The organism is Nocardia sp. NPDC050406 (genome assembly GCF_044459025.1).
In the GTDB taxonomy this organism is placed as follows: domain Bacteria; phylum Actinomycetota; class Actinomycetes; order Mycobacteriales; family Mycobacteriaceae; genus Nocardia.
Window position 1 is genome coordinate 1824194 of record NZ_JBITIM010000002.1, and the last position, 22439, is coordinate 1846632.

Sequence of the window (22439 nt, forward strand, 5' to 3'; positions counted from 1 at the left end):
CCCACCGCGACAGGCCCCTACTGGGACCTGCGCATTCCGGCTTCCCGGCCCCAACTCGCCACCCGGCGTTTCAAGGGCTCGAGCTGCTCGAAGTAGAGGATGCGCAACTGCTCCGGCGCCGAGGCCCGGTCGCCGTCCACCTGCTCCACCGACATCGCGATCACCGCCAGTTCGGCGAGGAAGTCGTCGCGCTGGCGCGGCAGTCGCGCGTGGTCCTGTGGCTCCAGGCGCGAATCCATCCGCAGCTCATCGTGTTTGCGGCGAATCTCGGCATCGACGCCGTCGATGCGCTCCCGCAGCCAGCGGCGCAGAACGGTCGGCGTCTGCTGCATGACGACGATCTCGCGAATGGACGGGATCTGGAAGACCTCCTGGCGCAGATCGTCGAGCTTCTCGTTGACGCGTGGCCAGCTCACGAAGTCGCCCGCGTCGTAGGCGGCGCGGCCCTGCTTCTCCAGCTCGTCGAGGCGCAGCCGATACCGCGGGGCCGCCGCCGGATCGGTGCGCTGAACGAGCAGCACCACACCGGTGAGCTCGTCCACCGTCTCCTCGAACTCGCTCAGCGGCGGCTCCAGGTAATCGTCCGGCCCGCGGCTGGTGAGCAGACCCTGCACGATGGTCTCGGTCTCGAGCAGCAGGTGATGCGCTTTGGCCTGGTCTTGGGTGCGGCCGACCAGCGCGTCCAGGGTGGTGAGGCGGTGTTCGATCTCCGGGGCGACCTTGGCGGCCTCGGCATGGTGGACTTCGCGGCGGATCTGCGCCCACTCGGCCCGCACGCCGGTGGCCCGGGACCGGATCCGCTCCCACGGCGCGACCTCGCGCACCGGAATCTCGATGACGGCGGTGGCGGAGCGGTCCAGGTGCGGAATGCGCACCGAGGCGTGAATGGTCCAGCCCGCCGCGAATTCGAGGGTGAGCTCCACCGCCGCGCCCGGATCCATATCCTCGGGCAGATCGCGAATGCGCACCGTGCCGATGGGAATCCAGCCCTCGTACAGCCGCACGGCGAGCGTGGTGCCGCGGGTGGCGGTCTCCAGGCGTTGATAGACGCGGTGCGGAATCTTGGTGCCCGCCTTGGCGACTCGGCACAGCTGCCGATCCAGCAGCTCCACCGAGAAGTCGTGGGCGAGAATGTCACCGGCCAGGTCGGGTACGGCGGGACCGGCGTGGGCCCGCAGGCCGAGGTGTTCGGCGGCGACCTCCGCGCCGTCGACCAGGACCCGAACGGTGAATTCGCCGGTGCCGAGCGGAACCTCGATGAACAGGAAGGCGCCGTCCGCGGTGAGGGGTTCGCGCAGCGCCGCGCCGTCACCCGACACCACCTCGACGAGAATCTCGCCGCCCTCGACCCGATCGGTCAGCACCCGACCGGCGATATCGACGAATTCCCCGTCCGGAACCAGGTTTTCCAGCTCCAGCACCCGGCTGCGGGTCGTCAGGCCGGTGGCTTTGAGCGCCGCGCCCACCGCCACCACCAGCTCCGGATGGAACAGGCGCGGGGTGAGCCCGAACTTCTCCCGCAGCAGCTCCGACACCAGCGGAATCCGGGAACTGCCGCCCACCAGCACGATCTCGTCGAGTTCGGCGGGCGCGACCCGGGCCTTGGCCAGGGCCTCGGCGCAGTGGTCGATGGTGCCGCGCAGATGGCCCGCGATGAGTTCGTCGAACTCCGGGCGGGTGAGCGGCAGATTGATACTCATCGGCGCGCCGGTGCGATCCTCGAGGTCATCGGTGATGATCTCGGTCTCGGTATCGCGGGACAGTTCGTGTTTCGCCGACTCGGCCAGCGCCAGCAGCCGGGCCACGCGCTCGTCGTCGGCGGGGTCGCCGGGCTGGAAATTCAGGTCGTAGACCGGCAATTGGGCGATCATCCAGTCCACGATGGCCTGGTCGAAATCGTAGCCGCCGAGGTAGCGGTCGCCGTCGAAGCTGCGGGAGTCGAAGCCGTCGCGCCCATCCCACGACACCACCGAGGTGTCGAAGGTGCCGCCGCCCAGGTCGTAGATGAGGTAGCGGCGGCTCGGCGCGTCCGGGTCGGTGGTCTGGCCGTTCTCGTGCATGTGCGCGAGGGCCGCGGCCACCGGCTCCATCAGGGTTTCGGCGACCTCGAGTCCGGCCTCGGCTCCCGCCTGGGTGGTCTGCGTCTTGGCGCTGGTCTCGAAGTACGCCGGAACGGTGATGACGGCGCGCTCGATCGACTGGCCCAGGGTCTGTTCGGCATTGGCCTTCAGATGCCGCAGCAGCAGGACCGACGCCTCCAGCGGGGTGAGCGTGGCGTGCCCCGCCGTGACCGGTTGGTCGGTGCCCATATTGCGTTTGAAGAACATGGCGGGCGGCGAACCGGGCTGGCGCGCTTTGCGTTTGGCGCGGGCGCCGACCACGGCCGCGCCGTCCGGACCGATCCACACCGCCGAGGGCGTGGTGAGCGAGAGATCAGGATTGGCGACGATGAGCGCCCCGCCGAAGGGCCGTAGCCGCCGCTGTTTGATCAGCTCGTCGCGGTTCGGGATATCGGCGTCGGCGGGGACGGCCACACAGCAGTTCGTGGTGCCGAGGTCGATACCGGCGACAAGGCTCATGCCGTGGCCTCCTGCGGGGGATCGGTGGGGTTGGGCAGCAGCGCCGGGAGGGCGGCGAGATCGAGCCAGTCGGCGGCGGAATTCGACTGGGAGGGCGTCGAATCGGCGGATTCGGCGGCCGCGGTCAGGGACTGGCTCAACTCCAGCAGCTCGGTGAGTTCGGGCAGAGTATCGCCCTCGGGCTCCGGCCGGTGGGTGAGCAGCTCCGCCGCCACACGGCTGGCCGGGTCGGCGAGCTGTTCCTCGGCGGCATTGATCTGCGCGACACCGAGCGGCGTGCCGAACAGCGGGAATCGGCTGGCGTCGTAGGAGATGCGCTTGCGCCGCGCGGCGATGCGGGCGCGCGCGGTCGCCCGGTCGACAGTGGGGTCGAGATCCAGGACCTGAAAGGCGGTCTCGTAGTACGGGTTTCGGGCGTTCCACGCCCAGGGGTTCACGCTCATCGTTCGTCTCTCACTACAGGAAGCCCACGTACTGACCCTGCACCGCGCGTTGCAGCCGCCCGGCGTCGACCATCAGTTCGCGGGCGCGGGCGAAGGGTTCGCGCGCGGGCAGGCCCAAGGTGATGGCGTTGTGGAAATGGGCGGCGGCCGTGCGGAATCCGGACCGGTCCGAGAAGGGGCTCTGTTGGTAGTCGCGGTAGGTCGCCATGAGTTGGCACGCGCCGAGCCAGAATTCGAAACGCGCCAGCTTGGCCGCGAACGCGGCGTGATCGGGGTCGGTGAAGGTGCGGCGGCCGCGTGCCGCGATCTGCCGGTCGGTGAGGCCGAGGGTCGCCCGAATCGGTTCCACCACTTCGGCAATGCGCTCCACGGTCGGCCGGGCCTCGGTGGACCAGCGCTCACCGCGCTGGCGCGCGCTCTCGACATGCTCGATGCCGACCTCCAGCATGAGTTCGGCGAGGGGGACATTGTCGTCGTCGATGGCCGTCCACGCCCGCGCCTCGTCCAGCGCGCGGTCGAGTGCCCCCTCGCGAATGAGGCGGCGGATGCGCGCACCCGCCTCGCGCGAGACCCGGGCGCGCGCGGCGGCGACCTCGTGCGCGGCGAAGGGCGCGTCCCGGAGCAGGTCGAGATGCGCTCGGGCGCGGGCGGAGTCGTCCAGGTGCAGTTCCAGGATTCGGCTGATGTGCGGTTCGAGCAGGTTCGCGGGCAGGTCGGCGGCGGCGGAGTCCACGGCGGCCGCCACCTCGGCGGCGGACGCGTCCGGCATGACCGCGGCCAGATGCTCGCGCAGATCCGTCCAGAAGTCCGGATCGCCGTGCAGCCGTGCCCAACACGCCAGCGCGGTGTGCCAGTACTCGAAAGCCCGGTCGTCGCCGTCGATGTCGAGCTGGTAGGCGCGCGCGTGCTCGGCCACGGCGAGATGGTGCAGGCTGCGATGGTCGCGGGTGAGGTCGGTGTCGAGGTCACGCCACAGCCGCAGCGCCTCCGGGGTGGTCGGATGGCGTTCGCCGTCGCGGCGCAGCGCCGCGAAGGCGAGTCGGTCCAGCGGGCGGGCCGGTGTGGTGTCGTGCGCGAGCCCGGCGGTGAGCTCCTCGATCCGGGTCGCCGCGTCGCGCAGCCGATCCGCCGTCTCGCCCTCGGCCGCGCCGAGCAGCCCGCGCGCGCCGTACAGCAGTAGACCGGTGGTGTCGGACCGCGAGAACAGCGCCGCGCGTGCGGCTTTCGCCAGCACCAGGCCCACCGCGCGGTCGCGCAGGGCGTGCAGGTGGCCGATCGTCTCCGGGTGGCTGGCGGCCAGCAGTTCGGGCAGCAGGGCGTGGTCGCCGCGCGAGACGGCGGTCAGGACGGCCTCCGGGGCGACGAGTGAGCGGCTGGGCCAATCCGCTCCGTGCCGGGCCACCAGCAGCCGCATCGCGTTCGCGACGGCTTGGTCGTCGCCGTCGAGCATGCCGCGCACGAGTTCGGCATTGGCCTTGATATCGGGGTCGGTTCGGGTGCGTAGCGGCGCGTCCAGGACCAGGTCGAGTTGATGGCGCGCGGCGTCCTCGTGTCCCCGTCGCAGCAGATCGAGGGCGCTCAGCAGTCGGGCGGTGGCGCGCAGCGGACTGTCGGAAGCGCGGTCGGCGGCGCTGAGGTGGGTCTCGGCGTCGCTGCCGCGCAGCACCGCCGCCGCACCGAGCACCAGGTGCCGGAACTCGCTCGGCGTGCCGGGGCCCTTCAGCGCGTCCGCCGTCGTCGTCCCGCCACGCAACCGCTGATAGGCGGTGATGTCGTGCAGCCGCGCCCGGCGTTGGTCGATGCCGGTGCCGCCGAAGCGATCCGCGACCTCGTAGCGGTGCGTGGCCGCCCGGTCGTCGCCGCGTTCGGCCGCGAGATCGCCCAGGACACAGAACCATTCGGCGCGATTGGCCGGGCCGAGGGCGTAGAGCAGTTGCCACACCGGCGAATTCGCGCCGCCGAACTCGTACTTCTCGAACTGTTCGTCGACCATCTGGACGAGCCGGGCCCGCAGCAGCTCCCGGAACCGTGCCGAGACCTGCGAATTCGGTTCCCGTACCGCCTCGGCCACGGTGGCGCACAGCGCGTTCGACTGGGTGAGCAGGCCGAGCGCCGGTCCCCAGGTGGCCGCGAAGGTGTCCGGGTCGGGCGCGCGCATCCATCGGCCGAAGACGCCGCGGGCGATGTCGTCGTCGATATCGCCGCGCCAGGACACGTCGGCGAGCACGCGCACCGCCTCGTCGGGGAACTCCACCGCGGCCGCCGCCAATCGCGCTTGCAGCGCACTGGAATTGCGGATCAGCTCGGCATCCTCGATCTGCCCGAGGAACTCCCGAATGGTCGTCAGCACCGCGCGCGCCCGCTCGCGGGCATCCGCCAAGGCGTCGGTGCGCTCGAGGGCCTGCCGAAAACCGCGCTCTTCCAGCGGAATCGACCGTACTACCGGCTCCGGGACCGCCTTCGGCGGCTCGTCGCGCCGGTCATCGTCCCTCGCCCGCCGCCATATCACTCCGCGACTCCTGCTGGCGGCCTGTGCAGCGCTGATTGCCGAGTGGGATCGCCGCCTCGTATCCCCCGGCGTTACCGTACCCCGCTCAGCCGGGCAGAGTGAATCGGAATGTCGCACCGCCCTCGGGGTGATTGTCGGCCGACACCGTGCCGCCGTGCGCGGTGACGATGTCGTGCACGATGGCCAGACCGAGGCCGGAGCCCGGGGTGGAGCGGGTGCGGTCGGCGCGGTAGAAGCGGTCGAAGACGGCGGTGCGGTCGGTGGCGTCGATGCCGGGGCCTCGGTCGCGCACGGTCACGGTCCTGTCCCGGACGGTGATGTCGATGGGGGAGTCGGGCGGGCTGAACTTGCTGGCATTGTCGACGAGGTTGTCGATGCAGCGGGTCAGCGCGCGCGACCGGGCGAGCACGGTCGCCGGATCCTCGGTGGTCACCGTGATGACGCGCGCCGTGCGGCGGCGGAAGCGCCGGGCGGTGTCCTCGGCCAACTCCGCGAGAGCGACGGGGGCCGGGTCTTCGGCGGCGTACTGGTCGGTGGCGAGATCCACGAGTTCGCGCACCAATTCGTCGAGGGCCTTGGCCTCCTGGACCAGGGTCGCCAGGACCGTGGCCTCGTCGTCGGGGGCCAGACGGCCGCGGGCGCGTTGCAGCAGTTCGGCACTGCCGCGCACCGAGGTGAGCGGGGTGCGCAATTCGTGACCGGCGTCCTCGGCCAGGCGCTGCTGCTGGGCGCGCGAGAAGCGCAGCGCCGCGAGCATGGTGTTGAAGCTGCGGGTCAGCTCGCCCACCTCGCCGGAGTCGTTGTCGGGCAAGGTGGTCGAGAGATTCTGGGTGGTGGCGATGTGGTCGGTCGCCGCGGCCAGTCGGCGAATGGGGCGCAGAATGCGGCCGATCGCCAGCCAGCACAGCAGCGCCGCGGCGGCGAGGGCGATCGCGGTGATCCACACCGTGCGCCACAGGAATTCGCGGTCGATGCGCTCCACATCGGCGTAGTTCTGGCTCACCATGACCGCGCCGCCGCCCGGGCGGCCCTTGGTGAGAATGCCGTAGCCGACGCCGTCCACCTCGATCTCGGTCTCGTTCACGCCCGCACCGGTGACGGCGATGGCGCGATCGGCGGCGGTGACCGGCAAGGGATTTCGGCCCGGCGTGAGCGGCCGCACCGTGCCGTCGGGCAGCAACAGCTGCTCGGTCATATCGGGGCGGACCGGCAGCGGCGCGTCGGCCCGCAGCAGGGCCAGCACGGTGTCGGCACGGTCGGAGAGGCCGCGGTCGACCTGGTCGGCGACCAGCGGGCTGACGGTGCGGTAGGCCGTCACGACGGCGACCACGATGGCCGCGGCCACCGCCGTCACGGCCACGAGAGTGATTCTGGTGCGCAGCATTACGCGTCTTTGATGGTGTAGCCGACATTGCGGACGGTGTGGATGAGCCGGGGCTCGCCGCCCTCCTCGGATTTGCGGCGCAGATAGCCGATGTAGACGTCCAGGGATCGGGATTCGGTGTCGAAGTCGAAACCCCAGATGTGTTCGTAGATGCGGCTTCTGGTGAGCACGATGCGCGCATTGCGCATAAGCAGCTCCAGGACGTCGAATTCGGTTCTGGTGAGGTCGAGCGCGCGGGTGCCGCGCCGCACCTCGCGGGTGGCCGGGTTCAGCGTGAGGTCGCCGACCGTGAGGGTCACCGGATCCTCGGGGGCGCTGCGGCGCAGCAGCGCGCGCAACCGGGCCAACAGCTCCTCGGTGTCGAAGGGTTTGGCCAGATAGTCGTCGGCCCCCGCGTCGAGTCCGGCCACCCGGTCGCCGACCTGGTGCCGCGCGGTGAGCACCAGAATCGGCAACCGGTTGCCGCGCCGCCGCAGGATTCGGCACAGCGACAGCCCGTCGAGCTCCGGCATGACCACGTCCACCACCGCCAGGTCCGGCTGCTGGCTCTCCAGGACGCCCAGCGCCGCGCTGCCGTCGGCGGCCTGGAGCACCCGGTAGCCCTCGAAACGCAGGAGCTGGTCGAGGGTGCTGCGGACATTCGGATCGTCCTCGACGAGGAGCACGGTCGGGGTGGTCGGTACGGTCACCGGACCATTCTGTCGGTTATGCGAATCGGACATGGCGGGCGTCGTGTCAGTTGGTGACCGGGGTCACCGGAATCGGTGGAACGGTGCGCACACAGTCCGTCGCCCCGGGGTCGCCGGTGCGCAGGAAATTCGTGACGATGCCGGTCACGCAGCCACCCGGCGCCAGATCCGGGACATGGCCGACATTCGGCACCGAGACGAAGCGGGCGTGCGGGAAGCGGCTCGCCGCGCGCTGGCCGTTCAGGTCCGGGGTGATGGCGTCCAGATCGCCCGACAGCACCAGCACCGGCACATCCGGAAGCGGTTGGGACGCATAGTCGTTGCGCGTGGTGGCGGGCCAGCCCAGGCAGACGTCGCCGCCGTCGCGCTGCGCCGCCGAGAATCCGCCCGCGCTGAACGCCCCCGTCTCACCGGCCGCGTCGATGGCCGCGCGGTACTGCTGTTCCCGTTGCGGCATCGGGCTGTTCGGATTCCACAGGGTGGGGTAGTCGTTGCACGCCACCGTGACGTAGAGGTCGATGTTCTCGGTGACCGGTACGGCGGCGGCCCGGGTCGCGAAATCCCGCAGCGGAGCGTCGTCGCCCCGGACGGCCGCGTGCAGGGCGGCGGGCACGGTTCCCAGCATCGGTTCGGGGTCCGCGCCGACACCGGAGGTCGCGGTCTCGAACAGCAGGCTGCCCAATTTGTCCTCGGTGAGGGTGAACGGGCGCTCGCCCTCGATCGCGATCGGCTGGGTGCGCAGGCGCGCGTTCACCGCGCGCAGGTCCGCGACCGCCGTCGCGCCGTCACAGACCCCCGAGCGTTCGCAAATGCGTTGCAGCGCCAGCGATACCGCCTCGGCGTTCGGACGGTTGAGGGTATCGAAGTCGTGCGGGTAGGCCCCCGACAGCACCATGGACTGCACGCTCTCCGGATGCCGCTGGGCGTAGACCGGCAGCAGGTAGGTGCCGTAGGACAGGCCGTAGAGCACCAGCTTCCGAATACCGAGTTCGGCTCGCACGGCATCGAAGTCGTCCACCGTCGCCGCCGACGTGTACCCCGCCGCTCGCGGGCCGAGCCGCTCACCGCAGCGAGCCACCGTCTCCCGCTGCTCGTTTCGCGGCAACGTCAGGTAATCCTGGTCGGGCACACCGCAATCCAACGGCGTGGACAGCCCGGTGCCGCGCGGGTCGATGAGCAGCAGATCGTGATCGTCCAGCACCGAATCCATCGCCGCCACCGCCTGCCCGACATGGTCGATGAGCGGCACGCCCGGCCCACCCGGATTCGGCGCGATGGTGCCCGCCGCGGGCGCACCCGTATGCGACCGCCGCACCAGCGCGTAGGCCACCTCGATATCCCCGAGTTCCGGCTGCCCCGCCACCAGTTCCCGGGTCACCGTCCCGCACTCCACCCGATGCCCCTCGACGGTCGGACACCAGTCCGGCGCGGCCGTCGTCGACCCCGCCCCCGAACACCCCGTGACGGCCCCCGCCGCCACCAAGATCGCCGCGACGGCACCCAGCGCCGCCCGCACACTCCCGCGCATTCTCGAACCCTCTTTCGCCACCGTGCCTCCCGGTGAGGCACGACAGCGATACTCGGCCGCCGACGTCAGACGTCCGCGAGAGCAATGACAAAAGCGTGTAAGAACCCTCGGGCCGCGGCAGGCGTCAGAGCGAAACCGGGTACACCGGCTCCTGGATCTCCGGTTTGATGCGGTGTTCGACGAAGATGCCGTGCCAGATCATGAAGACCAACAGGGTCCAGAGGCGGCGGCTGTGGTCGGAGGTGCCCGCGCGGTGGGCCGCCAGCATGGCGGTGATGGCGGCCTTGTCGAGCAGGTGATCGGTCTGGGAGTCCTGGATCTGCTGGTGCGCCCAGTCGTAGAGCTCCGGGCCGCGCAGCCAATGGCGCAGCGGGACCGGGAAACCCAGCTTCGCGCGGTGCAAGACGTGGGCGGGGACGATGCCCTCGAGCGCCTGGCGCAGCGCGTACTTGGTGGTGTCCTTGGTGATCTTCTGATCGACGGGGATCTTCTCGGCGACCTTGAAGACCTCCGGATCCAGGAACGGGACGCGCAGCTCCAGGGAGTTGGCCATGGTCATCTTGTCGGCCTTGACCAGAATGTCGCCGCGCAGCCAGGTGAACAGGTCCAGATGCTGCATGCGCGCCACCGGATCCCAGTCGCCGCCCTGCATGGCCCAGATGGCGTCGGTGACATCGCGGTGGGTCCACTGCGGGCGGAAATCGCGCAGCACCGAACGCAATTGGGCGTCGTTGAAGCTGCGGGCATTGCCGTAGTAGCGGTCCTCGAGGGTCAACGAGCCGCGGTGCAGCAGGCTCTTGCCGCGGGTGCCGTCCGGAATGCGCTCGGACAGCTTGCCCGCCAGACGGCGCAGCGGCTTGGGCAGGTACTCGAACGGCTTCAGCGACAGCGGTTCCCGGTAGATGGTGTATCCGCCGAACAGCTCGTCCGCGCCCTCGCCGGAGAGCACCACCTTGACGTGCTTGCGGGCCTCCTTGGCCACGAAGTACAGCGGCACCAGCGCCGGATCGGCCACGGGTTCGTCGAGGTACCAGACGATTTCGGGAATCGCGTTGGCGAAATCCTCGGGCGTGACCGTGCGGATGTAGTGCTTCGCGCCGATGGCTTCGGCGGTCTCGGCGGCCACATCGGCCTCGGAGTAGCCCTCGCGCTCGAACGCCGAGGTGAAGGTGAGCAGATTCGGGTTGTGCCGGATGGCCAGCGCCGCGATGGCGGTGGAGTCGATGCCGCCGGAGAGGAACGAGCCGACGGTGACATCCGCGCGCATGTGCTTGGCCACGGAATCTTCCAGGGCCTCGGCGATTTCACGATAGCGGTACTCGGCGGTGTTGGGCCGCTGGTCCGCCGGGCGCGGACGGGTGGTGGGCGCGTATGCCGTCACCTCGTCGGACTTGGCGAACGGCACCACCTTGAACCGCGGCGTGAAATAGCGCGTGATGCGCGGGGCCTGACCCGGCTCCACCCAGGCGTAGCAGCCCGATTCGAGGCGGCGAACATCCTTGTGCAGGGTCTCCGGCTCGGGCACGTACTGCAACACCGTGTAGTGCTCCAGCGCCCGCGGATCCAGGTCGTCCGAAAGGCCCAGCTGCGCAAGCAGTTCCAGCAGGCTCTTCTTCTCGCTGGAGAACGCCGTGCCGCCGGGGCCGGTGGCCAGGTACAGCGGCTTGATCCCGAACGGGTCGCGCGCCACGAACAGCTTGCGGGTCTCGGTATCCCAGATGGCGAAGGCGAACATGCCGCGCAGGCGGCTGGCGGCCTCCGCGCCCCAGTAGTGGAACGCCGCCGCGATGGTCTCGGTATCGCCCTCGGTCGCGAACATGGGCTCGGCGCCGAACTCGGTGCCGTGCTCGGCCTGCAACTGCTCGCGCAGCTCGAGGTAGTTGTAGACCTCGCCGTTGAAGGTCATGGCGTAGCGCTGCCGGTTCTCCGGCGGGCCCCAGCGCAGCGGCTGGTGCGAATGCTCGATATCGATGATCGACAGGCGGTTGAAGCCGAAGATCATGTGCTCGTCGTGCCAGGTGCCGCGCTCGTCGGGGCCGCGGTGGCGCTGGCACACCAGCGCTTCGTGGAGCTTGGCCGCTATGGCTTCGTTGGTGGTGCCCTCCGAGACGTCGGAAGTGTCAACAGTCAGATATCCGAGCAGTCCACACACTGCGACGAAAACCTCGTTTCGGGAGTCGGGGGACACCACACCCCGGGACCGGGGCAGGCAGGCGAAACTCAGTGTCCGAGTATGCCGCACGCGTCGCGCACATGCTGCCGTAGGCCGAATTCACTGGTCACCACCGTCGAGCCCAGATCGCAACCGGCTCACCGGAGTGTCGAAGGCGACCCCATCACATAGCGGCGACCGGTTTGGTCTACGCTGCGTAGTACTCGGGAACTCCCGGGGCCGGTGGCGCGTTGTGCGCCCAACCCTGAGAATTTCCCAAACGTGCTGAATATGTGTCGCCCGGCGGAAGGGAGTCCGGGCGACGCCGTGTCGAATAGACGACCAGGAAGGCGTTGAGCGTGGCGCACAAGGCGAGCGAAGCGATAGGGGCACGACCCGCCCAGGGTCGGCGGGGCCGCATCCTTCGGCGGGCCGGGCTGGCGGTGTCCTTGGGGATGACCGCGATGCTCGTCTCCGGCTGCTCGATCGATAACCCGTGGCTTCGGTTCGGCTGGCCCTCGGGTGTCACGCCGCAGGCCACCAAGATGCGGGAACTGTGGACGTGGTCGGTCATCGCCGCGCTGGCGATGGGCGTGCTGGTCTGGGGCCTGACCTTCTGGACCATCATCTTCCACCGCAAGAAGAAGGACTCCCCGGAGTTCCCGCGCCAGACCGGCTACAACGTGCCGCTGGAGCTGACCTACACGGCCATTCCGTTCGTGATCATCGCGGTGCTGTTCTACTTCACCGTGGTCGTGCAGAACTACGTGCACGAGAAGGTCTCCAACCCGGATGTCGTGGTCGACGTGACCGCCTTCCAGTGGAACTGGAAGTTCGGCTACCAGAAGGTCGACTTCAAGAACGGCGGCTTCCAGTACGACGGCGTCGATCACGCGCGTCAGGACATGAACGCGCAGATCAAGGACGAGTGCCTGGAGCGCAAGAACGACCACGGCAATCCGCAGCCGTGCCCGAACAACGGCCTGCCCGCCAATGACATCTCCTACCTGAACTACGACAAGGTGGAGACCATCGGCACCTCGAACGAGATCCCGGTGCTGGTGCTGCCGACCGGTAAGAACATCGAGTTCCAGCTGGCCGCCGCGGACGTCATCCACGCCTTCTGGGTGCCGGAGTTCCTGTTCAAGCGCGACGTCATGCCCAACCCCAAGCAGAACCACTCGGACAACGTCTTCCAGATCACCAAGATCGAGAAGGAAGGCGCGTTCGTGGGCCGCTGCGCGGAGATGTGCGGCACCTTCCACTCCATGATGAACTTCGAGGTCCGCGCGGTGTCGCCGGAGAAGTTCGAGAAGTACCTGCTGGCCCGCGAGGCCGGGCGGACCAATGCCGAGGCGCTGTCCAGCATCGATGAGTCGCCGGTCGCCGTGACCACCAAGCCGTTCAACAGCGACCGTACGGCCCGTGGTGAGGGCCTTACGGAAGCCGCCAAGTAGAGGACTGAACTGACATGAAGGTCGAAGCTCGCATCTTCGAACTGATCACGATCTTCTTCGTGCTCGTGGCCGTGGTGTACGGCTACTTCACCGCCCAGTCGCGCACCGGCGTCGAATGGGCGGGCACCACCGCCATCGTGCTGTCGGCAGGTCTGTCGCTGATCGTGGCCACCTACTTCCGGTTCGTGGCGCGTCGTCTGGACCTGCGTCCCGAGGACTACGAGGATGCCGAGATCGCGGACGGCGCGGGCGATCTGGGCTTCTTCTCGCCCGGTTCGTTCTGGCCCATCCTGCTCGCGGCCGCGGGTTCCATCGCCGCCCTGGGCTTCGCGTTCTTCCAGTTCTGGCTGATCGGCATCGGCGTGGTGTGCATTCTGATCGCCGCGGGCGGTCTGGTGTTCGAGTACCACCTCGGCCCCGAGAAGCACTGACGTAGCACCGCGAAGCGCCCCACCCGGATTCGGGTGGGGCGCTTTCGTTTTGCCCGGCGTGACCTGCGGTTCCTCGCATTTCGGACAACGCGCGCGAGGATCGGCGAAAGCTCCCACACCCCGGCGCTCGCTCGCTACGGTCAGCTGTCACTTGATCGAGCAACGGCGAGAGGACGGGATGAAGCTTCGGAATTCCACGCTGGCGGCGCCAGCCCTGGGAGCGGTGTGCCTCGGTATCGCGACGACCGGACTGGGCATCGCTCCGGCGCAGGCGACCGCGATCCAGGGCTCGTGCGAGGGCGGGCATGTGCAGTTCATGTCGGAGACCCCCATCGGCATGGAGGCCGAGCAGGTGAAGGCGCGCCTCGACGGCGATCTGCACACCTGCCAGGGCACACCCACCGAGGAGGTGGGCTGGTCCACCGATTTCGTCGGTGAGGCGAGCTGTCTGGGCGTGAAGGGGCAGCTGGATGCCATATTGCATTGGGCCGGTGGGGAAACCAGCCGGATGACCGGACCGTTCACGCTGAACGGTTATATGGCACCGGCGACCAACACCCTCCAGATCGTGGAGGGGCCGGGCACCGGCGGCACCGTGGTCATCACCACCGGGCCCATCGAGAAGGCCGGTGGTTCGGTGACGACCTGTATCGACGGGCCGCTGAAGAATGTCGGAATGCCGGTCACCGGAGCGACATTCGCGTAGGCGGATGTGAAAGGCGGGGCCCTCGATTTCGCGAGCGCCCCGCCTTTCCCCTCATCCGGCAGTACCGAAAGCTCTCACATACCGAAGGCGTGCATGAGGCGACTGGTGGAACGCGGTGCGACACCGGCCAATCCGCGCAGTGTGCGGGAGAAGCGTGGCTCCACGCGGGTGGGGCGGGTGCGAATGGCGTTCTCGATCCAGCGCGCCGCCTCGGCGGGCACCGAGATCGGATGCTCCGCGGTATAGGTCTGGGTCTCGGTATCGCCTCGGAAGGCCGGATACTGCACCGAGGTGATGCTGATACCGTGCTCGGCGAGCTCGGCGTCGGCGCATTCGCCGAAGGTGGTCCAGGCGGCCTGGGAGCTCGCGTAGGACGCGAAATTCGGTGCCGCGCCGGTGGATAGGCTCCAGGGGCCCACATTCACCACGTGACCGGAGCCGCCCGCGAGCATGGCGGGCAGCAGACCGAGGGTCAGGCGCAGCGGTCCGAAGTAGTTGGTGGCCATCATGCGCTGGTAGTCGCGGAATTTGTCCAGCGATTGGAGCACCGGGCGGCGCAGCGGGCGACCGGCATTGTTGACCAGCACATCGAGCCGGTCGAATTCGGCGAGCACCCATTCGACGAGTTGATCCACATCGCCGAGGGCGGAGATATCGCAGCGGTGCCAGCGGGCCAGGCCACCGGCTTGGACAATGGTGTTGGCGTCGGAGACCAGCAGATCCCCGCGGCGGGCCACCAGCAGTACCTCGGCTCCTTGTAGAGCCAATAGTCGGGCGGTGGCGCGGCCGATGTCGGAGCAGGCGTCGGTGATCAGGATCCGTTTGCCCGCAATGGTTTCGGAGGTGGGACGGCGGCGCTCATGGCGGAATTCGATCATGGAACAGGCAACCTTCATGTGGGATGAAAAGCCGAACCATGTATGGGCACCCCGCCGACAGTGCCGATACCGGCCGCGCTCCCAGTGTCAGCCGAGGGTCTGCTGACCGATTGCTGGAAGCGCGGCGGGTCACATTCTAATCCGTGGGGTCGTAGCGCCGGGCGCGTTCGGCCACGCAGATCTCGTCGATTCCGGAAACGATGTCGCGCAACATGTCCGAGGGCAGCGCGGCCGGGCGCAGGCGACAGGTGAAGGTGATGAAACCGTGGTCCTCGCCGTCGAGTTCACGCAGGTAGGGGGAGCGCACACCGTAGGTCATGGCGGAGATGACGGTGAAGCAGCCGGTGCGTTCGCGGTGCCCGGAGAACAGGTCGTGCAGGCCGTGGAAGACCTTGCGATAGGTGGACATGGGCGCGAAAACCGAAATGCGGTAGGCCGGTCCGCGCTCGGAGGAGCTGATGACGGTATCGGCGAGGAACTCCGCGTCGCGCAGTGTCAGCACCTTCGGAGCGAACATGAGCGCACCCGCGGCGGCGTAGCGCACCGGCATACCGGCGCGGCCGCCCGCCGAGGAAGCGATGGCGCCCAGGGACTTTCGGGCGCGGGCACCGACCTCGCGGCGGGCGCGCAGCGAGCCGGTCGGGGTGGTGGGGTGCAGGCTCGACCACTGGCCGAAGCGCACGGTGCCCAGTTTCACCTGGCCGGTGCCGACCGGTCGCGCCACCCGCAGCGGGGCGGTGTCGACCCAGCGGCCCACCTGGAGCACGGCATCGCCGGGGCGCTGGATCTCCTGGACGGACTGCTCGACGAAGGTGTCGAAATCCAGGAAGCGGTGCGCGTCGGTGGTGAGCCAGGTGTGGTCCTTGTCCACCTCGCGCACCGCCAGGGTCATGGCGGTGATGATGCCGGACCGTCCGCCGCCGCCGAGGATCTTGCGGAAGCGCTCCACATTGTGGGTCCGTCCGCAGGTGCCGAAACGCCCGTCCTGGTCGACGTATTCGAGCTCCACCACATTGTCGCTGAACATGCCGAAGCGGTGCGAGGCCGAGCTGAGCCCGCCGACGGCCGCGAATCCGCCCGCGGTGATCTCGCGGTGGTCGCCGACGATCGGCAGCCCGAGTCCGTGCGCGCCGAGGGTGCGATCGATATCGGAGAGCCGCGCGCCCGCCTGCACCCGCACCGTGCGGGCGTCGGCGTCGACCACCTGCACCCGGTTCATCTGCCGCATGGACAGCACCGAGCCCTGCTCGGGCGGCGCGAGGTCCTCGTCCGGCCGCTCGCCACCCCGGACGATCAGCGGTTTCGTGGACTGGCGCGAATCCCGAACCGTGCGAACCACATCCGCGGTGTCGCGAGGCAGGAACTCTTCGCCGAGGGCGGTTGCGGTCGTGCTCATGGCGCTACAGCTAACCACAAATCGCGAGGTTGCGTAGCCCCTCTCCGGTGGCCGCTCAGCGAGCGGGAGCGAGCCGTTGGGTGAACAGGACCTTCCCGCTGGCATCGCACAGGTTCACGGTGAGTTCGCGGCTGCGGCCGTCGATGGTGAGTTCGCCGAAATGCTGGAATTCGCCATCGAGCGGCGAGGTGTTCTGGGTCGGCGGCGCGTGCACGAAAACGGCCTGCGGGCCGAAGGTCCCGTCGAGTTCGTTGGGGCCGAACGCCCCGGCGTTGAGCGGACCGGAGACGAACTCCCAGAACTCGTCGAAGTCGGTGAAGCTGGCGCGGGCGGGCGAATAGTGGTGTGCCGCCGTGTAATGCACATCCGCGGTCAGCCACACGACGCCGGTGACCTTGTCGGCCTTGATGGCCGAGAGCACCGTGGCGATCTCGGCCTCGCGCCCCGCAGGCGCGCCAGGGTTGCCGTTGGCCGGGCCCTCGTAGGCGGTGCGGTCCTTCTGTTCGCCGTCCTTGACCGCGAGGCCCAGCGGCAGATCGTTGGCGACGATCTTCCAGGTGGCCGTGGAGCCGCGCAGACCCTCCGTGAGCCACCGGGTTTGGGCGGGGCCGAGGACGCGGCCGTCGGGGCGGGTGTTCTCGTCGTTGGCGTCCTTGTAGGTGCGCATGTCGAGGACGAAGACGTCGAGCAGCGGGCCGTAGGAGATCTTGCGGTAGAGGCGGCCGTCCACGGCTTCGCGCGGGTCGACCGGCATCCACTCGTGGAAGGCGCGCCAGGAGTGGGTGGCGAGGGTGTCCATACTGCGCTCGGTGTAGCCCTTGGATTCGGGCACCAGGCCGCCCGGGTACCAGTTGTTGACGGTCTCGTGGTCGTCCCACTGCACGATCTGGGCGACGCTGGCGTTGAAGCGGCGGTAGTTCTCGTCGGTGAGGTTGTAGGCGTAGTTGCCGCGGAACTGGTCGAGGGTCTGCGCCACAGCGGATTTCGCCTCGGAGACGGTATTGCGCCAGATACGGCCGTCGGGGAGGGTGACCGACTCCTTCACCGGGTTGTCGGCGTAGATGACGTCGCCGGAGTGCAGGAACAGGTGCGGGTCGCGGGCGGCCATGGCGGAGAAGATCTTCATACCGCCCAGATCGGGGTTGATGCCGTAGCCCTGGCCCACCACATCGCCGGACCAGAGGAGTTTGATGTCGGCGGGCGCGCTGGGGGCGGTGCGGAAGGCGCCGGTGAACGGTTCGGAGGTCGCGCCGCCCTCGCCCTCGAGGGTGACGCGGTAGTGCACCAGCTGGCCCGGCTGCAGGCCCGCGACGCGCAGGCGGCCGGTGCCGTCGGCGTCCGGGGTGAGCAGCGGGCCCTCGAAACGCTTGGCGTCGTGGAAGGATTCGGTGGCGGCGGTCTCCACGATGAGCTTCGCGGGGGAGTCGGAGCGGGCCCAGATCAGTGCGCCGTCGGTGCGGGGGTCGCCGACCGCCACGCCGTGGGTGAGGGCGGGGCGCTGCCGGACGAGGGCCGGGCCGTCATCGCGCGAGCAGGCCGCGAGGGCCGGGGCTGTCGCGAGTCCCAGGGCGGTGGTGCGGAGCAGGGTGCGTCGGGTGAGCGGGGCCATGGGGCGACCATTCAGCAATCAGCTCAACGGGGTGTGAATGGGGGGTGAAGAGCTGTGCCCCTCGAATCAACAGATTGTTTATTCGGTCGGGGCCACGGTGTCGCCGCGCCCGGCGGCGATGGCGGTCAGCGCCCGGCGGGCGGCATCGCACAGTTCGCTGTCGCGCTGCGCCGCGATGAGTTCGGTCTGGGCCTGCTGACAGCGGTGCGAGGGCAGCGGTCCGAAGCGGCGATCCGCCGACAGGACCGATTCCAGCAGGGGCACAGCGCCTTCGGCCGCCGCGCCCACCTCGCCGATCAACCGCACCGCGGCGCGGCACTCGGCATCGGCGAAGCCGGAGATCAAGGGCTCCAACGCATCCAACAACACCGGGATGGTCGGATCGGGGTCGCCGGTGATGCGCCACCAGGCCCAGGCGGCGTGTACCCGCTCCCATCGGCCCGGCGAATCCAGCCGGGTCCGAACGTGATCCGCCAAGGGCGCGGCGAGGGTGCCGAATTCGGCCAGGCGGTCGAAGTCCACCGCGACTCCGGCCTCCACCGCGTCGCCGAAAACCGAGAGGGCGACGCTGGATTCGCCGGTGATGCGCCACAACGCCCACGCGGCGGTCTGGGTGCCGTGCCATTCCTGGGGGCTGTCGGGCGGTAGTCCGGTGTCGTGGCGCGGCGGGCGCTCGGTGCCGCGGGCATAACGTTCGAGCAGTTCGGCGGCGGGCGCGGCGGGTGCGCCGATACTGCCCAGGGCCTCACAGGCCCACCGCGCGTCGCCATTGCGCAAGTAGGGCAACAGTTCCGGGAGGGCGGGGGCGGCGACCGGGCCCCAGGACGCGAGGGTGCGCAGCAGGGGATGCAGGGCGCTGTTGTAGGACTCGGTGGCGAGGGAGGCCCGGATGGCGGGCAGCAGGTCCTCGGCGTGGTCGACCAGGGGGATGAGGACGTGTTCGATGTCGAAGGGGGCCTGCAACGGTTTGATGCGGCCGCTGGTCAGCCATTGGCGCACCGAGGCCACGGCGGCCGGGTGCCGGAGGCGGGCGAGGGCCAATGTGGCCGAACCGTAAGGACTCTCGTGGTCGAGCGCGGCAATCAGCGTGGGCAGCAACGGATCGAATTCCTGCGCCGGTTGGGTGCCCGCGATGGCCGCCAGCACCGCGGCGGCGTCATCGCTGTGGTACTCCGGATCGGCCACGCAATGCGCCAGCTCCCCAAGCAATTCCGGCTGCGCGGTACGCCACTGCATCATGATCTCGGAAGTGAGGGCCACCCCGATCGCGCGCAACTCCGGCACGGCGGACCCGAAGGAGATCTTGGCCAACTCCGCGGTATCCGCCAGCGGCATCACCATGGCGGTTCGCGGGAGGCTCGGATCCGTCCGCGCCGTAGCGAGTAGTCGGAGCAGCCAGGAACTCAACATCACTCCGGTCTGCTGCGTCATGGAGTGCACGTTACCGTTTTGTGATAAAACATGCGAGGCGATCTTCTCGTGTCGTAGCTGTCGGTTAGGGTCCCGCGATGTGAACAGGGCAGAGCTGATCGACGCGGTGGCGGCCGGGGCGAGGCCGGAATACCTCTTCTTCTGGGGACATACGCCGACGCCCGGGCATACCGTCGGACGCTGGGTGCTGAGCCAGTGGTGGCCGGTCGAATTCGTGGTCGACAGCGTGAAATACCGCAGCGCCGAACATTTCATGATGGCCGAGAAGGCGCGCCTGTTCGGCGACGAGGAGATGCGCGCCCGCGTACTCGACAGCGAAACTCCCGCCGACGCCAAGAAACTCGGCCGCGCGGTACGCGGATTCGACGAAGCGGTCTGGCGGAACCACCGCTACGACATCGTGGTCCGGGCCGGTATCGCGAAATTCGGTGAGCACCAAGAGCTTCGAGATTTCCTACTCGCCACCGGCGACACAGTGCTCGTGGAGGCCGCACCGCGCGACACGGTGTGGGGCATCGGACTGGGCGCGGAAAATCCACAGGCGACCGACCCGACGCGATGGCGCGGAGAGAACCTTCTCGGCTTCGCCCTCATGGACGCCCGAACCATCCTCGCGACGAGCTGAGCGCCCGGCACATCGACCAGGCGGGGCGGAACCCACTGGGCCGAAACGGAAGTCGGTGCCGCACAAAGCGGGGTGAGTCGCTGGGGTTACGCGGTGGCACGGGAGTCGTTGGTCCCGCAGGGCATTGGGGATGTCGCGGGTCGCATGTGAAGTGGTGCGAGGGAATCGTTGGTCGCACAGGGGCGAGACGCCGCTGACTACGCGAAGTGGTGCGGAAAGTTGCTCATCGCGCGTGACGCGTGCGGGCGCGGGCGTCGCTGATCGTCCCCGAAGAGACGGGGAAGCCGCTGGTCGGGTGGGGTGAGGCGGCGGGGAAGCCGCTGGTCGGGTGGGGTGAGGCGGCAGGGCCGTCCGGGGCGGTGGGTGCGGGCTGCGGGGGTCTGCGCTCGGGGCTACTCGTTGACGAGTCGTAGTCCGGGCGCGTGGGTTTGGCGGCGGTCGACGAACCACACCATGACGCTCTGGTCGGGGGAGGGGTTCATGGTTTCGAACTCCACCTCCACCTCGCCGCGGAGTGGGTGGCGGATGCGCATGGCGCCGGAGCGGTGGGGGCCGACTCGGTGGGCTTGCCAGCGGGTGGCGAACTCCGGAAACTGTTGCAGCGCTTCGATGAGCGCGTCCAAGGCGCGGTCGTCGGCCCACTGGGTCTGGGAGGCGCGCAGTGAGGAGATGTAGGCATCGGCCACCTGCGGCCAATTGCTGATGCGCGCCGGTGCTTTCGGATGCGCGAACAGGTACTGGGCGAGGTTGGCGTCGGCTACCTCGTCCAGCAGGCCCAGGGGAGTGGCGAAATCGTCCCAGGAGGCATTGGAGGCGAGGATATTGAGGCGGCGGCCGACCACGAAAGCCGGTGTGGGGTGCAGGGAGTCGATGACCGCGCGGACGGTGTCGGTGACGTGCTCGTACTCGCGGCCGGTAATGGGGCAGCCCGCGGGTTCCATGCCCAGGGCGAGCTTGGCGAAGTGGTGGCGCTCGGCGTCGTTGAGCCGCAATGCCTCGGCGAGACCGTGCAGAATGCTGGTGGAGGGGTTGGTGTCGCGGCCCTGTTCCAGGCGCGCCAGATAGTCCACGCTCACGCCCGCCAAGGCCGCCACCTCCTCGCGGCGCAGGCCCGGTGTCCGGCGGCGGCGACCGGGCGGCAAACCCACGTCCTCGGGCTGCAACTGCGCGCGGCGCGCCACCAGAAACGCGGCGAATTCGGACTGTCCCACGCTGTCCATGATGCCTCGTGCCCGGACCGTTATCCCCGCCCTGTCAGTGCCAGGATCAAGACGGCATGGCTACCGGACCGTGGTCCGCTTACCGTTTTCGGTATGACGACTTCGACGCAGACCACCCTCGCCCCCGGCTCCTGGGCCCTCGACACCGCCCACTCCGCAGTCAACTTCACCGTCCGTCACCTGGGCATCTCCAAGGTCCGCGGCCGCTTCAACCGCTTCGAGACCGAATTCGTGGTCGACGCCTCGGGCACGGCCCAGATCGCCGCCACCATCCACCTCGACTCCTTCGACACCGGCAATCCGGACCGCGACGCCCATGCCCGCGCCGCCGACCTCCTCGACGTGGCCAACCGCCCCACGCTCACCTTCAAGGCCGCCGACGTCCGCGTCGCCGAGGACTTCCAGGTGGACGGCGAGGTGACCCTCGGCGGCATCACCCAGCCGGTCACCCTCGACGTCGAATGGGGCGGCCGTCAGACCGCACCCACCGGTGACATCCACATCGGTTTCACCGCAACGGGTTCCATCAAGCGCACCGGCTTCGGCGTAGCCACCGCCATCCCGTCGGCCATGATCAGCGACAAGGTCGCCATCGAACTCGACATCCAGCTCATCGAGCCGAAGGGGTAGCCCCCATTGGCCTGAGCGGTCACAAATCGCACCGAGCAGCCAGAAATCGCGTCGTGGCACCGATTTTCGACCGCTCAGGCCAATACCCCCAGCTCACCGCCCCAACGACGAGCCCTTCTCCTGCAGCAGCAACAACATATAAGCCGCAACCGTATCGGCATCGACAATCACGCCCGACGCGATCATCGACTCCAACTCGCCCCGCGTGAACCACGCCGAGCGCATGTCCTGCTCCTCCACTTCCCTTTCGTGTGCGCCGGGCGTCAGATCGGTGGCGAGGAAGAACCGTCCGCGCTGGCTACAGGTGGCGGGGGCCGGGGCGAGTTCGCCGAGGGGAATCATGGTCGCGGCCCGTAGGCCGGTTTCCTCGCGGAGTTCGCGGTGTGCGATGTCGAGGGGGTCGCCGTCGGTGGGCGTTCCGTCTGGGGCGGGAGGTAGGGCGCCGCCGGGAAATTCCCAACTGCGTTGCTGGAGCGGGTATCTGAACTGCTCGACCAGGTGGAAGCGGGCACCGTCCCAGGGGACGATCACGACGTAGTTCACCTTGTCGACGACCCCGTAGATACCGGTGCTGCCGTCGGCGCGGCGAATGCGGTCCTCCCGGACCGTCATCCAGGGGTTCGCGTAGACCTCGCGGGAATCGATCGTCTCCATGAGGCGATCCTGCCAGTGCCCCAGGTTCCTGGGGCTCCTCCCGGTGGGGATTTCGGCGTTGGCTGGGTGGCGACTGCACTGCCCGGCAGTCGAGAACCGGTCTGGGTGCGCGCTTTTC

18 protein-coding genes are annotated in these 22439 nt (G+C 68.9%); 5 read left to right on the forward strand and 13 right to left on the reverse strand.

Annotated features, from left to right (window positions below; genetic code table 11):
• Nucleotides 1-17 precede the first annotated feature (17 nt).
• The 7 genes from ACIBH2_RS21705 to asnB all read right to left on the reverse strand — a co-directional run bounded on the left by ACIBH2_RS21705 (nt 18) and on the right by asnB (nt 11284).
• Nucleotides 18-2579 (reverse strand): Hsp70 family protein, encoded by a 2562-nt coding sequence (locus ACIBH2_RS21705; RefSeq protein WP_397120044.1) that lies wholly within the window; start codon nt 2577-2579, stop codon nt 18-20.
• On the reverse strand, nt 2576-3022 hold the full coding sequence (locus ACIBH2_RS21710; protein WP_397120046.1) for a hypothetical protein: 447 nt from the start codon (nt 3020-3022) through the stop codon (nt 2576-2578). Before ACIBH2_RS21710 ends, ACIBH2_RS21705 begins: the two co-directional genes overlap by 4 nt.
• A gap of 13 nt (nt 3023-3035) precedes the next feature.
• A complete protein-coding gene (locus ACIBH2_RS21715; protein ID WP_397120048.1) occupies nt 3036-5531 on the reverse strand; it encodes a hypothetical protein in 2496 nt (831 codons plus the stop codon).
• A gap of 85 nt (nt 5532-5616) precedes the next feature.
• A complete protein-coding gene (locus tag ACIBH2_RS21720) occupies nt 5617-6915 on the reverse strand; it encodes an ATP-binding protein (RefSeq protein WP_397120050.1) in 1299 nt (432 codons plus the stop codon).
• A complete protein-coding gene (locus tag ACIBH2_RS21725; protein WP_397120052.1) occupies nt 6915-7604 on the reverse strand; it encodes a response regulator transcription factor in 690 nt (229 codons plus the stop codon). The genes ACIBH2_RS21720 and ACIBH2_RS21725 overlap by 1 nt, the downstream gene beginning before the upstream one ends.
• Before the next feature lie 46 nt (nt 7605-7650).
• Nucleotides 7651-9132, reverse strand: a complete 1482-nt coding sequence (locus ACIBH2_RS21730) for an alpha/beta hydrolase (RefSeq protein ID WP_397120054.1) — start codon at nt 9130-9132, stop codon at nt 7651-7653.
• Between the two features lie 124 nt (nt 9133-9256).
• Complete coding sequence (asnB, locus tag ACIBH2_RS21735; RefSeq protein WP_397120056.1) at nt 9257-11284, reverse strand: asparagine synthase (glutamine-hydrolyzing); 2028 nt, start codon at nt 11282-11284, stop codon at nt 9257-9259.
• 455 nt (nt 11285-11739) lie between these two features.
• On the opposite strand from asnB, the gene ACIBH2_RS21740 reads away from it, so the two are divergent.
• The 3 genes from ACIBH2_RS21740 (at nt 11740) to ACIBH2_RS21750 (ending at nt 13878) form a co-directional block, all read left to right on the forward strand.
• Nucleotides 11740-12741 carry a cytochrome c oxidase subunit II gene (locus ACIBH2_RS21740; protein WP_397120058.1) on the forward strand — a complete coding sequence of 334 codons (1002 nt, stop codon included), beginning with the start codon at nt 11740-11742 and terminating at the stop codon, nt 12739-12741.
• Between the two features lie 14 nt (nt 12742-12755).
• Nucleotides 12756-13172: a cytochrome c oxidase subunit 4 gene (locus ACIBH2_RS21745; RefSeq protein WP_397120060.1), complete on the forward strand. Its 417-nt coding sequence runs from the start codon at nt 12756-12758 to the stop codon at nt 13170-13172.
• A 178-nt stretch (nt 13173-13350) separates the two neighbouring features.
• Nucleotides 13351-13878 (forward strand): hypothetical protein, encoded by a 528-nt coding sequence (locus tag ACIBH2_RS21750; protein ID WP_397120062.1) that lies wholly within the window; start codon nt 13351-13353, stop codon nt 13876-13878.
• Nucleotides 13879-13952: 74 nt separating this feature from the next.
• Here ACIBH2_RS21750 and ACIBH2_RS21755 read toward each other — a convergent pair whose 3' ends face one another.
• The 4 genes from ACIBH2_RS21755 to ACIBH2_RS21770 all read right to left on the reverse strand — a co-directional run bounded on the left by ACIBH2_RS21755 (nt 13953) and on the right by ACIBH2_RS21770 (nt 19192).
• Complete coding sequence (locus tag ACIBH2_RS21755) at nt 13953-14756, reverse strand: SDR family NAD(P)-dependent oxidoreductase (protein WP_397120064.1); 804 nt, start codon at nt 14754-14756, stop codon at nt 13953-13955.
• Nucleotides 14757-14892: 136 nt separating this feature from the next.
• Nucleotides 14893-16152 carry an FAD-binding oxidoreductase gene (locus tag ACIBH2_RS21760; protein ID WP_397120066.1) on the reverse strand — a complete coding sequence of 420 codons (1260 nt, stop codon included), beginning with the start codon at nt 16150-16152 and terminating at the stop codon, nt 14893-14895.
• A gap of 55 nt (nt 16153-16207) precedes the next feature.
• Nucleotides 16208-17761, reverse strand: coding sequence for an alkaline phosphatase D family protein (locus ACIBH2_RS21765; protein ID WP_397120068.1), 1554 nt, complete (start codon nt 17759-17761; stop codon nt 16208-16210).
• Nucleotides 17762-17839: 78 nt separating this feature from the next.
• Nucleotides 17840-19192 (reverse strand): hypothetical protein, encoded by a 1353-nt coding sequence (locus tag ACIBH2_RS21770; protein ID WP_397120070.1) that lies wholly within the window; start codon nt 19190-19192, stop codon nt 17840-17842.
• 79 nt (nt 19193-19271) lie between these two features.
• Between ACIBH2_RS21770 and ACIBH2_RS21775 the strand changes: the two genes are divergently transcribed.
• Entirely contained in the window at nt 19272-19817 is a 546-nt protein-coding gene (locus ACIBH2_RS21775) for an NADAR family protein (RefSeq protein ID WP_397120072.1), read from the forward strand.
• 392 nt (nt 19818-20209) lie between these two features.
• Here the strand turns inward: ACIBH2_RS21775 and ACIBH2_RS21780 are convergent, their stop codons facing one another.
• On the reverse strand, nt 20210-21037 hold the full coding sequence (locus ACIBH2_RS21780; protein WP_397120074.1) for a helix-turn-helix transcriptional regulator: 828 nt from the start codon (nt 21035-21037) through the stop codon (nt 20210-20212).
• Between the two features lie 93 nt (nt 21038-21130).
• On the opposite strand from ACIBH2_RS21780, the gene ACIBH2_RS21785 reads away from it, so the two are divergent.
• On the forward strand, nt 21131-21667 hold the full coding sequence (locus ACIBH2_RS21785; protein ID WP_397120076.1) for a YceI family protein: 537 nt from the start codon (nt 21131-21133) through the stop codon (nt 21665-21667).
• A 93-nt stretch (nt 21668-21760) separates the two neighbouring features.
• On the opposite strand, the gene ACIBH2_RS21790 is transcribed toward ACIBH2_RS21785, so the two are convergent.
• On the reverse strand, nt 21761-22321 hold the full coding sequence (locus tag ACIBH2_RS21790; RefSeq protein WP_397120078.1) for an NUDIX domain-containing protein: 561 nt from the start codon (nt 22319-22321) through the stop codon (nt 21761-21763).
• Nucleotides 22322-22439: the final 118 nt, after the last annotated feature.